Annotated in this window: 13 protein-coding genes and 1 tRNA gene; 8 read left to right on the plus strand and 6 right to left on the minus strand. The window is 68.5% G+C overall.

Features of this window, described 5'->3' with window-relative positions:
- Positions 1 to 78 precede the first annotated feature (78 nt).
- The 3 genes from MC45_RS14715 to MC45_RS14720 all read right to left on the minus strand — a co-directional run bounded on the left by MC45_RS14715 (position 79) and on the right by MC45_RS14720 (position 1,569).
- The gene (locus tag MC45_RS14715) at positions 79 to 492 is read right to left on the minus strand and encodes a hypothetical protein (RefSeq protein WP_038667530.1); all 414 of its coding nucleotides are present in this window, start codon (positions 490 to 492) and stop codon (positions 79 to 81) included.
- The gene (locus MC45_RS19950; protein ID WP_081974464.1) at positions 479 to 1,372 is read right to left on the minus strand and encodes a DNA/RNA non-specific endonuclease; all 894 of its coding nucleotides are present in this window, start codon (positions 1,370 to 1,372) and stop codon (positions 479 to 481) included. Before MC45_RS19950 ends, MC45_RS14715 begins: the two co-directional genes overlap by 14 nt.
- A gap of 110 nt (positions 1,373 to 1,482) precedes the next feature.
- Positions 1,483 to 1,569: transfer RNA gene (locus MC45_RS14720), tRNA-Leu, on the minus strand.
- 130 nt (positions 1,570 to 1,699) lie between these two features.
- On the opposite strand from MC45_RS14720, the gene MC45_RS14725 reads away from it, so the two are divergent.
- Positions 1,700 to 3,064 (plus strand): MATE family efflux transporter, encoded by a 1,365-nt coding sequence (locus MC45_RS14725; RefSeq protein ID WP_038664719.1) that lies wholly within the window; start codon positions 1,700 to 1,702, stop codon positions 3,062 to 3,064.
- Here MC45_RS14725 and MC45_RS14730 read toward each other — a convergent pair.
- Complete coding sequence (locus MC45_RS14730; RefSeq protein WP_038664722.1) at positions 3,036 to 3,791, minus strand: MJ0042-type zinc finger domain-containing protein; 756 nt, start codon at positions 3,789 to 3,791, stop codon at positions 3,036 to 3,038. The two genes, MC45_RS14725 and MC45_RS14730, sit on opposite strands and share 29 nt — an antisense overlap.
- A 171-nt stretch (positions 3,792 to 3,962) precedes the next feature.
- Here MC45_RS14730 and ftsE point away from each other — a divergent pair, with 171 nt between their 5' ends.
- The 6 genes from ftsE (at position 3,963) to MC45_RS14760 (ending at position 8,680) form a co-directional block, all read left to right on the plus strand.
- Positions 3,963 to 4,673, plus strand: a complete 711-nt coding sequence (gene ftsE, locus MC45_RS14735; RefSeq protein ID WP_038664725.1) for a cell division ATP-binding protein FtsE — start codon at positions 3,963 to 3,965, stop codon at positions 4,671 to 4,673.
- Between the two features lie 199 nt (positions 4,674 to 4,872).
- Positions 4,873 to 5,742, plus strand: coding sequence for a cell division protein FtsX (locus tag MC45_RS14740; RefSeq protein WP_038664727.1), 870 nt, complete (start codon positions 4,873 to 4,875; stop codon positions 5,740 to 5,742).
- Positions 5,739 to 6,275 (plus strand): YdcF family protein, encoded by a 537-nt coding sequence (locus MC45_RS14745; RefSeq protein ID WP_038664730.1) that lies wholly within the window; start codon positions 5,739 to 5,741, stop codon positions 6,273 to 6,275. The genes MC45_RS14740 and MC45_RS14745 overlap by 4 nt, the downstream gene beginning before the upstream one ends.
- Positions 6,272 to 6,985, plus strand: a complete 714-nt coding sequence (locus MC45_RS14750) for a lysophospholipid acyltransferase family protein (RefSeq protein WP_052075692.1) — start codon at positions 6,272 to 6,274, stop codon at positions 6,983 to 6,985. The genes MC45_RS14745 and MC45_RS14750 overlap by 4 nt, the downstream gene beginning before the upstream one ends.
- Before the next feature lie 28 nt (positions 6,986 to 7,013).
- Complete coding sequence (locus MC45_RS14755) at positions 7,014 to 8,222, plus strand: LL-diaminopimelate aminotransferase (RefSeq protein ID WP_038664733.1); 1,209 nt, start codon at positions 7,014 to 7,016, stop codon at positions 8,220 to 8,222.
- Positions 8,222 to 8,680: an acyl-CoA thioesterase gene (locus tag MC45_RS14760; protein ID WP_052075693.1), complete on the plus strand. Its 459-nt coding sequence runs from the start codon at positions 8,222 to 8,224 to the stop codon at positions 8,678 to 8,680. Before MC45_RS14755 ends, MC45_RS14760 begins: the two co-directional genes overlap by 1 nt.
- Positions 8,681 to 8,829: 149 nt before the next feature.
- On the opposite strand, the gene MC45_RS14765 is transcribed toward MC45_RS14760, so the two are convergent.
- Both MC45_RS14765 and crtY read right to left on the minus strand, forming a co-directional pair.
- Positions 8,830 to 10,305 carry a phytoene desaturase gene (locus MC45_RS14765; protein WP_038667539.1) on the minus strand — a complete coding sequence of 492 codons (1,476 nt, stop codon included), beginning with the start codon at positions 10,303 to 10,305 and terminating at the stop codon, positions 8,830 to 8,832.
- A gap of 25 nt (positions 10,306 to 10,330) precedes the next feature.
- Entirely contained in the window at positions 10,331 to 11,497 is a 1,167-nt protein-coding gene (crtY, locus tag MC45_RS14770) for a lycopene beta-cyclase CrtY (RefSeq protein WP_038664737.1), read from the minus strand.
- A 74-nt stretch (positions 11,498 to 11,571) separates the two neighbouring features.
- Between crtY and MC45_RS14775 the strand changes: the two genes are divergently transcribed.
- Positions 11,572 to 12,078 (plus strand): GNAT family N-acetyltransferase, encoded by a 507-nt coding sequence (locus MC45_RS14775; protein ID WP_038664740.1) that lies wholly within the window; start codon positions 11,572 to 11,574, stop codon positions 12,076 to 12,078.
- Positions 12,079 to 12,176 lie beyond the last annotated feature (98 nt).

Consider the following 12,176-nt stretch of genomic DNA (forward strand, 5'->3'; position numbering starts at 1 on the left):
GGCTTTGCCTTCCAGTTTCGGTTTGAATGGCCTCTGGCTTATCGCTCGGAGCGATCGATCCTCCGATCATCGCCCTGCTTACAGATCGAAGCTGGGTAGCTCGTCATCCCAAGGCGGATAGACGATCGGCTTGTCTCCGAAATAGCGCTGCACGACCCGGTCACGGCGAACGAATGTATCCTCGTCCGGATCGATCTCGTCGGGATAGACGAAGCGAACGTCGAAGCTGCCGCTGTGCAGGAGGTATTCGATCTCTCCCCAGTGCACGCCCGATTGCTGCCGCCATAAGTCGAAAAGAACGTCATAATCCCTGCTAAGTGAGGGGCTGACATATTGTATGAAATTCGCATGGTCCTCGAATAGCGACGGGGCTAACGCGCCTTCCTCCACACGGGCGTAGAGCAGAATGCGATCCAATTTTGCATCGGCTTCTTTTGCGATCAGATGGCCGATGCTGTCCAGCATCGCTGCGATAGCATCAGTATTTTCCATGTGAATGGTCTCCGCGCTCATTGGGAAACTTCAGGCTTTGTCTATGACCGTCGACCGAAAAACTCACGTCGATTTGATAGGGTCGCTTGGATGAATTTTCATAACGGGGAACGATCGATACCGTGACCTTCTTATGAGCGCGCAATGCTATAGCCCACTGATCTTCGAGCCGGCGGTATGTGCCGCGATTGAAGTTCGCGTCTTGGGCGAAATGGTTGAACGCGTCCGAAGGGCCGTTGAAGCGCGCGGCGATATAGTGACCGCCGTCATCGGTCGGTCGCCAATCCGCACCGCCGGCAGCGGCTTGCGCCTTGCGAGACCGGACGGGCGTATTGGTCTGGGATAAGTCGCCCTTTGCCGTCACCATCCCGTGTCTGTCGTCGATCATGAAAGTGTAGCCGTTCGCGACGACCGATCGGACGTGCTGCGATCCATTTACAAGTGCGCCAACACTGCGTTTGAGGGGTTGCTCTGCGGGCTTGGCGGTCGGCGCTGCTCTCGATGAGGGGCGAGGGTCCGGAGACCCCCAATAGCCGCTTGCGCCGGCTCCGTCGAACCAACCGCCGCCTGGCCCGGAAAAACCCCCATCAGCCCACCCCCCCGATGTGGTTGGCCGTTTCGGTGACGGACGCGCGACCGCGGACGTGGAGCGTTGGTGCTGGCGATATGAATCAGCCTTCGCAGATCGGTTTGCGGACTTGCCGGACGCCGAGCCGCCCGAATGCTGTCCAGCACCGGCGACCGTAAACCGACCGTCTTTCGGATCATGCCAAGGATTGAACTTCCATTCGGTGCCATCCGCACCCCTAGCGACTGGCCATCGCCCAGTCCTCAGCCACGCCGCATAGGCCCGCCGTTTCGCCTCGATCGACACATCCATATCGCCGCTCCATCCCGTTGCGACGAGAACAGATCAGCAACATTTTCCAACAAGACAAGAGAAAACCCGCAACCCCATGGGGCGCGGGCCATATCTCTGTCTGCAAAGAGTGGTGCGGCCGAGAAGACTCGAACTTCCACGGGCTTTCGCCCACAACGACCTCAACGTTGCGCGTCTACCAATTCCGCCACGGCCGCACGTGAAGAACGCCGGGCTGAGCCGGCATCTGGCAGGCGCAGGCCCCTAGCAAAGGCTTTCTCGCTCCGCAACGCCCCTTTTTCATATCCCGCGCTTTTCGCTGTCATCCAGACGCGGTAGCCCCCCGCCATGGCCAGCCCGATCCCCCTCACGACCCGCGCCGAGACGCGGCTGCTGCTCGCGCTCGCCTGGCCGGTGGTGCTGACCAGCCTCAACTGGACCTTGCTCCAGGTCACCGACGTGATGGTCGTTGGCCTCGTCTCGACCGAGGAGGTGGCGGCGCTCGGCGCGAGCCGCGCGCTCGGTTTCGTCGGCATCGTCACCGGCCTGTCGTGGCTGTCGGGGGTGCTGGTGATGGCGTCGCGCGCCGACGGCGCCGGCGACCTGCCGCGGACCGGCGCGGTGCTGCGCGAGGGGCTGCTGCTCGGCCTGTTGCTCGGGCTGGCGATCGGCCTGCTGTTCCTCGTCGCCGCCGAGCCGCTGCTCGCGCTGATCGGCGTCGCCGCCGACCGGATCGACGAGAGCGCACGCGTCGTCCGCGCCTTCGCCATCGCCTATCCGTTCCAGCTGGTGAACGTCGCCGCCGCCTTCTTCCTCGAAGGCGTCAGCCGGCCACGCCGCGTCACCGTCGTCAACCTCGCGATATTGCCGGTCAACGCGCTGCTCGCCTGGGCGCTGTCGGCGGGACATCTCGGCCTGCCGGCGCTGGGCGCGGTCGGGGCGGCGCTGGCGACGACGATCGCGTCGCTGCTCGGCGCGATCGGCATGGTGGCGAGCGTGCTCACCCTGCCGCGGGCACGCGAGCGCGGCGTGCTGCGCTTCGACGCCGCCGCCTGGCGCGCGGTGCCGCGCGGCGCCTGGGCGCTGGCAAAGTTCGGCACGGTGCCCGCGATCGCCTCGGGCCTCGAACTGGCCGGCTTCTCGATCCTGATCGCGCTGTCGACGCAATTGGGCGACGCCGCCGCGCATGCCTTCCAGATCGTGTTCGCGATGCACAACGTGACCTTCGCGGTCGCGCTCGGGCTCGGCTCGGCGGCGGGGGTGCGCGCCGGCAATGCGGTGGGCGAGGGGGCCCCGGTGGCGGCGGTCCGGCGGACGCTGATCGCGGTCGCGCTGTCGGTGCTCGCGCTGGGTCTCGGCGCGACGCTGCTCGCCGGTGCGGCGCCGGCGCTGGTCGCGCTGTTCCCCGCCACCACGCAGGTGCATCGGATCGCCGCGGCGATGTTGCCGCTCTGGGCGCCGTTCATCGTCTTCGACGGCATCCAGGTCGTGCTGGTCTATGCGCTGCGCAGCCTCGGCGATCAGGTCGTCGCCGGGGTCAACAGCATCCTCGCCTATTTCGTCGTCACCGGCGGCATCGGCTGGTGGCTGGTCCACCACGACGGCGGCGCGTCGTCGCTGGTCTGGGCGTCCGGGATCGGCATGCTCGCCGCCGCGCTGCTGCACGGCGGCCGGTTCGCATTGGTCAGTTCGCGGCTTCGCCGGCGAAGCTGAGTTCGAGCCGCTTCGAATTCGTCGGCACGTCGAGCTTGGCCGAGTTGAAGTCGATCGTGCCGCCGGGATTGAGCGTGCGCTGCTGCGGCGTGATCGTCCAGCTGTAGACGATGCGGCCCTGCGCATCGCGCAGCTCGGCGCGGATATCGGGCACGCGCTGGCGCTCGCTCGACGGATTGCTGACCTGGCCGCTCACCGCGAACAGCTCCGAGCCATTCTCCAGCCCGCGCCGTTCGATCGGATTGTCCTTGAGCCGCAGCGGCGACTCCTGTGCGCCGATCGGCAGGCCGATGCGCGCGAGCAGTCCCGGCGCGCCGAGGAAGACGATCGCGGCGACGCCGGCGATCATCAGCAGCCCGGCGAGCACCGCGATCACCGTCCAGCGCTTCGACGTGTTGCGGCGCGGGCGGAACGGCGGGCGCGGCGCGAAGGCATCGTAATCGGGCGCGGGCAGCACCGATTCGGGTGCCGCCGCGGGCCGGACCGGGGGAATCGCCGCGGGCTCGAGGAAGGCGGGGCGTTCGGGCTCGACCGTCGCGACCGGCTGCGCCGGGTCGAACACCGGTGCGGGTTCGACGACCGGCGGTGGCGGTGCCGGCTCGGGCGGCGGCGGATCCTGGAACCAGCTATGCCGGCAATTGGCGCAGCGCACGGTGCGCCCCTCGGCCCCGATCGCGCTGTCGGGCACCAGATAGCGGGTGCTGCATTCGGGGCATTCGAGGATCATGCGCAACGCTTTACGGTCGGGGGCCGGAACGATGACCGGACTGCGTATGATTCTAAGCACGTGAGCCGCCTGCGTGGCAAGCTTGAAGCCGCGGCGCGCGCATGCGAAGGCTGCGGCGACGGCCGGCGGACGGCCCGGGATACCTCAGACGGAGCGGTTGCGGCCAGGCGCATGGCAAATATCGTGCAGTTCGAAAATGTTGGGCTGCGCTATGGCGCCGGGCAGGAAACCCTGTCCGACATCAGCTTCACGCTCGGCAGCGGCGCTTTCTATTTCCTCACCGGCGCCAGCGGTGCGGGCAAGACCTCGCTGCTCAAATTGCTCTATCTCGCGCAGCGGCCGAGCCGCGGTGTCATCCGCCTGTTCGGCGAGGATGCGGTGACGATGCCGCGCAGCCGACTGCCCGGATTCCGCCGCCGTATCGGCGTGGTGTTCCAGGATTTCCGCCTCGTCCCGCATCTGTCGGCGTGGGACAATATCGCGCTGCCGCTGCGCGTTGCCGGCGTGCCCGAGGAGGATATCGAACAGCCGGTGCGCGAGATGCTCGGCTGGGTCGGTCTCGGCGACCGGCTGCACGCACGCCCCGCGACGCTGTCGGGCGGCGAGCAGCAGCGCGTCGCGATCGCCCGCGCGGTGATCGGCCGGCCCGAGGTGCTGGTCGCCGACGAGCCGACGGGCAACGTCGATCCCGAAATGGCCGACCGGCTGATCCATCTGTTCGAATCGCTCAACACGCTCGGCACGACCGTGGTCGTCGCGACGCACGACTATCAGTTGCTCAGCCGCGTGCCCGGCGCGCAGATGATGCGGCTCGACAAGGGCCGGCTGCTCGATCCGACCGGCATGCTGCGCTACCCGCCGCCGCCGCGGGGGCAGGGATGAGCGGCGTGGCTGATAGGCGGGCGCTAGCCACCCCCACCCCGTCACCCCGGACGTGTTCCGGGGTCCACCGGGCGGCAGGCGCGCGGGTGCGCCTCCAGCCGGCCTCCCCGCCGCGGAGTGGACCCCGGAACAAGTCCGGGGTGACGGGTGCTAAGCGGCGCCGTTCCGTACGTCATCGGACCACCCAAGAGTGCCCGGTATGAGCGGGGCGGACCGGCGGGTGCTCGACGAGGCGGGCGGCCTGCGTGCGATGACCTGGGTGATGGCGATCATGCTGTTCCTCACGCTGCTCGCCGCCGCGATGGGGCTCGGCACGCGCCAGTCCGCGCAGGCGCTTGAACGCCAGCTCGCCGGCCGGCTCACCGTGCAGGTGGTCGAGGGCAGTCCGGCGACGCGCGACGCGCTTGCCCGGGATACGCTCGCCGCGCTGCGCGCGCTGCCGCAGGTGCGCCGCGCGACGCTGGTCGATCGTGCCGAGCTGACCCGCACGCTCGCGCCGTGGCTCGGCGATGTCGGGGACGATGCCGATTTGCCGGTGCCGGCGATGATCGACGTCGATCTCGCCCCCGCCGCCGCCCCCGGGCCGGTGATCGCCGCGGCCAGGCGGATCAGCGCCGCCAGCCGCGTCGATCGTCACCAGCGCTGGATGTCGCCGGTCGGCGGCTTCCTCGACACGTTGACCTGGCTCGCCTTCGCGCTGGTGCTGCTGATGCTCGGCGCGACCGGCGCGGTGGTGGTGCTCGCCGCGCGCGCCGGGCTGGAGACGCATCGCGCGACGATCGAGGTGATGCATATGCTCGGCTCGACCGACGTGCAGGTTGCGCGGCTGTTCCAGCGGCGGATCGCGCTCGACGCGGCGCTCGGCGGCGTCGCCGGCGGCGCGGCGGCGCTCGCCGTGCTGCTGTTCCTCGGCACGCGGCTGGCGGCGCTGGGATCGGAGCTGCTCGGCGGCATCACGCTCGATGCGGGCGACTGGGCGCTGCTCGTAATGCTGCCGCTCGGCTTCGTCGTGCTGGCGACGCTGGCGGCGCGGGTCACCGTCGTCGCCGCGCTGAGGCGGTCGCTGTGATCGTCCGGCTGTTCGGTCTGGCGGCGCTCGCCTGGTGCCTCGGCTTCGCGGCGTTCATGCTGATGCTGCCCGAGCCGCTCGCCCCCAATACCACCGATGCGATCGTCGTGCCGACCGGCGGGGCGGGACGGATCGATCGCGGCATCGCGCTGCTCCGCGCGCGGCAGGCGCGGCGGATGCTCGTCACCGGCGTCGCGCCGGGGGTGCGGCCGATCGACCTGGCGCGCGAATACAAGGTGCCGGTGACGCTGTTTTCCTGCTGCATCGATCTCGGCGCCGATGCGGTCGACACCCGCTCGAACGCCGAGGAGACCGCCGCCTGGGTCAAGACGCACGGCTATCGCACCGTTCGCCTCGTCACCTCCGACTGGCACGTGCCGCGCGCGCGGATGGAGCTGGCCGCGGCGATGGGGCCGGGGGTGCAGGTGCTCGGCGACGGCGTGCCGAGCACCCCGCGGCTCGGCACTCTGGTCAACGAGTACAACAAACTGATCCTGCGGCGCGTCGCGCTGTGGCTGGGGGTAGGGGCATGAACCGGTTGCGCACGATCCTGTTCACGACGTTCTTCTTCGCGTTGTCGATCCCGATCGTCGTGACCGTGCCGGTGTCGGCGCTGTTCGGCCGGCGCGCGGTGATCCGCCACGCGCACGTCTGGGCGCAGATGCATCGCTTGCTCTACCGGCACATCATGGGCGTCCGCGTCCGCGTCGAGGGACAGCGGCCCGAGGGCACCTATTTCTTCGCCGCCAAGCATCAGGCGATGTTCGAGACGCTGGAGCTGCAATTGCTGCTCGGCGGCCCGGCGATGGTCATCAAGCGCGAACTCAGCCGCATTCCCTTCTGGGGCTGGGCGGCGATGCGCTATGGCGGGATCATCGCCGATCGCGAAGCCTCGGCCGGCGCGCTGCGCTCGATGATGCGCGCCGCCAAGGCGCTCAAGGCGGAGGGGCGCTCGATCCTGATCTATCCGGAGGGCACGCGCGTCGTCCCCGGCGACCAGCCGCCGCTGCAATCGGGCTTCGCCGGCCTCTATCGCACGCTCGGCCTGCCGGTGGTGCCGATCGCGCTCGATAGCGGTCTGGCCTGGCCCAAGCACGGCCCCAATCGCCCCGGCGTGGTGACGATCCGGATCGGCGAGCCGATCCCGTCCGGCCTGCCGCGCGACGCGATCGAGGCGCGCGTCCATGCCGCGATCAATGCGCTCGAGGAATATCGAGTGGTGCAAGCGCCGCCCGCGGCGTAGGGTGGCCGGGTCAACTACAAGGTGACCCATGTCCGACGATTTCTACCGCATCAAGCGTTTGCCGCCCTATGTCATCGCCGAAGTCAACGGCATGCGGGCCGCGGCGCGCGCGGCGGGCGAGGACATCATCGACCTCGGCATGGGCAATCCCGATCTGCCGCCGCCCGCGCACGTCCTCGACAAATTGATCGAGGTGACGCGCAAGCCCGATGCGCACGGCTATTCGCAGTCGAAGGGCATTCCCGGCCTGCGCCGCGCCCAGGCCAATTATTACGGCCGCCGCTTCGGCGTCGACCTCGATCCCGAGACCGAGGTGGTGGTGACGATGGGGTCGAAGGAGGGGCTGGCCAGCCTCGCCACCGCGATCACCGCACCGGGCGACGTCGTGCTCGCGCCCAATCCCTCCTATCCGATCCACACCTTCGGCTTCATCATCGCCGGCGCGACGATCCGCGCGGTGCCGACGACGCCCGACGAGGCCTATTTCGAGAGCCTCGAGCGCGCGATGGCGTTCACCGTGCCGCGGCCGTCGGTGCTGGTGGTGAACTATCCGTCGAACCCCACCGCCGAGGCGGTCGATCTCGCCTTCTACGAGCGGCTGGTCGCGTGGGCCAAGGAGAATCAGGTCTGGATCATCTCCGACCTCGCCTATTCGGAACTCTATTACGACGGCAATCCGACGCCCTCGATCCTGCAGGTCAAGGGCGCCAAGGACGTCGCGGTCGAATTCACCTCATTGTCCAAGACCTATAGCATGGCGGGCTGGCGGATCGGCTTCGCGGTCGGCAACGCCAAATTGATCGCGGCGATGACGCGGGTGAAGTCGTATCTCGATTACGGCGCCTTCACCCCGATCCAGGCGGCGGCCTGCGCCGCGCTCAACGGTCCGCAGGACATCGTCGAGAAGAACCGCCAGCTCTATCACAAGCGCCGCGACGTGCTGGTCGAGAGCTTCGGCCGGGCGGGGTGGGACATTCCCGCGCCGCGCGCGTCGATGTTCGCCTGGGCGCCGCTGCCGCCGGCGGTCGCGCATCTCGGCAGCCTCGAATTCTCCAAGCAATTGCTCACCCATGCGCAGGTCGCGGTGGCGCCGGGCGTCGGTTATGGCGAGAATGGCGAGGGTTTCGTCCGCATCGCGCTGGTCGAGAACGAGCAGCGGCTGCGGCAGGCGGCGCGCAATGTGAAGCGCTATCTGCAATCGATGGGGGTCAACACGCCGAGCCGGACCGCGGGCTGATGCTGCTGCGCGATGCCGCCGATGGCGCGGCGACCGGCGGCGCGCGCGAGGGGTTCGCCTTCGCGACGCGCTTCCGCGTCCGTTATGCCGAGATCGACGGGCAGAAGGTCGTCTTCAACTCGCGCTACCTCGAATATGCCGATGTCGCCGCGACCGAATTCTGGGCATGGACCGGGATCGGCGCGGCGCTGGGGCCAATGTGGGAGCAGCTCGAATTCCACGTCCGCAAGGCGGAGGTCGACTATCTCCGCCCGTTCGTCTGGGGCGATACGGTCGCCGCGCATGTCCGCATCGCGCGGGTCGGCGGCACCAGCATGACGATGGCGATGGATCTTGCGCACGGCACCACCGGACACCTGCACGCGACGGTGTCGCTGGTGATGGTCAACGTGCATCTGCCGACGGGGCGGCCTGCCGCAATTCCAGAGGCGGTGCGGGCGTTTCTGGAGGCGCTATAAAGAACCGCATTCCTCCCCGGAATGGGGAGGGGGACCGCGACGCATAGCGGCGTGGTGGAGGGGGGCTTCCTCATGGGATCGCGCTCGTGGAAGCCCCCCTCCACCAGCTTCGCTGGTCCCCCTCCCCGTGCCGGGGAGGAATGGCCGCCCTATCGCGCCGCCATCATCAGCGCCGCCGTCGCCTTGGCGCTGCCGACCACGCCGGGGATCCCCGCACCGGGATGCGTGCCCGCGCCGACGAAATACAAATTCGGGATATGGTCGTCGCGGTTATGGACGCGGAAATAGGCGCTCTGCGTCAGCACCGGTTCGAGGCTGAACGCGCTGCCGAGATGCGCCTTCAGGTCGGTGGCGAAATCGTTGGGCGCATAGCTGAACTTGGTGACGATCCGGTCGTGGATGTCGGGGATCAGCCGCCGCCCGACCTCGTCGAGGATGCGCTTTTCCAGGATCGGGCCGACCTCGTTCCAGTCGACCGGGAACTTGCCCATGTGCGGCACCGGCGCCAGCGCGTAGAAGGTCGAATGCCCCTCCGGCGCAAGGCTCGGGTCGGTGACGGTCGGATGGTGCAGGTACAGCGAGAAATCCTGCGCCAGCACGCCGTGATCGTAGATGTCGGCGAGCAGCTCCTTATAGCGCGGCCCGAACAGGATCATATGGTGCGGGATGCCGGGCCACGTGCCCTTGATGCCGAAATGGACAACGAACAGCGATGGAGAATAGCTCTTGCGCTCCAGCCGCGCCTTGGTGCGCTGGGCGCTGCGCGATCCGCTCAGCAGGTCGCGATAGGTGTGCATGATGTCGCTATTCGCCGCGACCGCATCGGCCTGCGCTTCCCAGCCGCTCGCGCAGCGCACGCCGGTGGCGCGGTCGCCGAGCGTCTCGATCGAGGCGACGGGATCGCCGAGCCGCAGCGTGCCGCCGATTCGCTGGAAATGCGCGACCAGCCCGGCGATCAGCCGGTTGGTGCCGCCACGCGCGAACCAGACGCCGCCGTCGCGTTCCAGCTTGTGGATCAGCGCATAGATCGCGCTGGTCGTCATCGGATTGCCGCCGACCAGCAGCGTGTGGAAGCTCAGCGCCTCGCGCAGCTTCTCGTTCTGCACGTATTTCGACACGATCGAATAGACCGAGCGCCACGCCTGATATTTGGCCAGCGCCGGCGCCGCCTTGATCATCGAGGCGAAGTCGAGGAACGCGACATGGCCGAGTTTCTCATAGCCCTCACGATAGACGCCCTCGGCATATTCGAGGAACTTGTGATAGCCGGCGATGTCGGCGGGGTTGAGCTTGCCGATCTCGCGCTGGAGCAGCGCCTCGTCGTTGGTGTAATCGAAATTGGTGCCGTCGACCCAGTTGAGCCGATAGAAGGGCGTCACCGGCTCCAGCGTCACGTCCTCGGCCATGTCGCGGCCGGTGAGCGCCCACAATTCCTGCAGGCAGGCGGGATCGGTGATGACGGTGGGACCGGCGTCGAAGGTGAAGCCGTCGCGCTCCCAATAATAGGCGCGGCCGCCCGGTTTGTCGCGCGACTCGACGATGGTCGTCGCTATTCCCGCCGATTGCAGGCGGATCGCGAGCGCCAGCCCGCCGAATCCCGCTCCGATGACGATCGCCGACTTCATGTTCGTTTCCATTCCTCTGCGCGGGTTACCGCCATGCCGTCGTTCGCAGGACCCTGATCGCGCTGCCCACCGGCACCGGTGGTTTGCCCGTCAGAATCCGTATCTTGTCCTTGAGACTGGATCGCCCCGCATAGAAACGGGTGATCAGCGTCGGGTCGAGACGGTAGAAGCGCTCGATGATGCGCCAACGTTCCGCCGGATCGCCGGCGCGGAACATCATTGCGCTCAGCATGCGATAGAAGGCGCCCTGCTTCCACGCCGCGCGGGCGTAATCGTGGGTGAAACCGGCGAGCGCCTTGCCCGAGAAATCGGTCCGCTCGGCCAGCCGCACCGCCAGCCGCACCGCGTCGGGCAGCGAATAGCCGGTGGTCGGCTGGAACAGCCCGGCGCGCATCCCCGCCTTGGCGACGTTGGCGCCGCTCGACCGCCAATAGGCTTCGAAATCGCCCCCCAGCGTGATCGGCAGCACGCCCGCCTCGGTGCGCAGCACGCTGTCGACCTGCCAGCCGCGGTCCGCGGCATAAGCGGCGATGCGCAGCCCCAGCGCGGCGCGGTCGACGTGCGGCGTGTCGCTGTAATAGGTGTCCTCGACGAACATGCGGTCGGCGGCGAAGGGCAGGCAGTAGACGAAGCGATAACCGTCGATCTGCTCGACCGTCGCGTCCATTACCCGCGGCCCGGTGGTGCCATGCGGCGCGTGGAGCAGCAGTTCCTGCCCGACGAACTTCTGCCAGCCGAGCTCGAGCACCGACAGGTCGCCGGGGCCGCGGCAGTCGATCACCCCGCCGGCTTCGATCCGGTCGCCGTCGGCGAGCACCACCGCGGTCGCCGAGGCGGCGAGCACCTTGCGCCCGAGCATCACCGCCGGCGCCGGCAGCGTCGTGCGGATCACCGCATGCAATCGCTCGCTGGTCACCGAATGATAGGTCGCGTCGATCTGCCGCGCGAGGTGCGGGAAGGCGACGTCATAGCCCTGCCAGTCGTGCACCGTCAGCGGCGCGACCAGCCAGCGATCCTGCTGCGCGATGTCGCTGCCGAAGAACGACCAGACGTGGTCGCCGCCGAGATGCGGTGCCGCCTCGATGATCCGCACGTCGAGGCCGGGGTGTCGCGCGTGCAGCGCCAGCGCGATCAGGCCGCCGGCGAGGCCGCCGCCGACGATCGCCACGTCGCAAGGGATGGTCGAACCCATGTCTGCGCCTACCCCAAAGCGCGGGGCGGGAGAACCGGCTTTTACGCCGCCGCGCGCCGCGCTAGCCTGCCGGCATGACGCCGCCCGTGCTCACCACCGATCGCCTGATCCTCACCGTCCATCGCCCCGCCGATCTCGACGCGCTCGCCGCGATGTGGGCGCATCCCGCGGTGTTCGAACGGGTCGGCGGCGTCGCGCGCAGCCGCGAGGAGGTGTGGATCCGGCTGCTGCGGTCGATCGGCCAGTGGCAGGCATTCGATTACGGCAGCTGGGTGGTCCGCGACCGCGCCGGCGGCCTGGTCGGCGAGGTCGGCCTGATCGAGGCCCGCCGCGCGATCGACCCGCCGTTGGCGCTGCCCGAAATGGGCTGGGCCTTGGCCCCGGCGGCGCACGGCCGCGGCTACGCCGGCGAGGCGCTCGCGGCGGTGTTCGCCTGGACGCAGGCGCTGGGCATCGCGCGGACGACCTGCATCATCGATCCAGACAACGCGCCGTCGCTGCGGCTGGCGGCGCGGCTGGGGTACGGGTTGGTGCGCGACGCGGATTACAAGGGCCGGACGATACACGTGCTCGAACGCTGACACCTCACCCTCATCGACGTTCATGCTGGCGCGGCTCCCGCCAAGCTCACTCCGTCACCCCGGACTCGTTCCGGGGTCCACTCCGCGGCGAGGAGAAC

Source organism: Sphingomonas taxi (genome assembly GCF_000764535.1).
Lineage (GTDB): Bacteria > Pseudomonadota > Alphaproteobacteria > Sphingomonadales > Sphingomonadaceae > Sphingomonas > Sphingomonas taxi.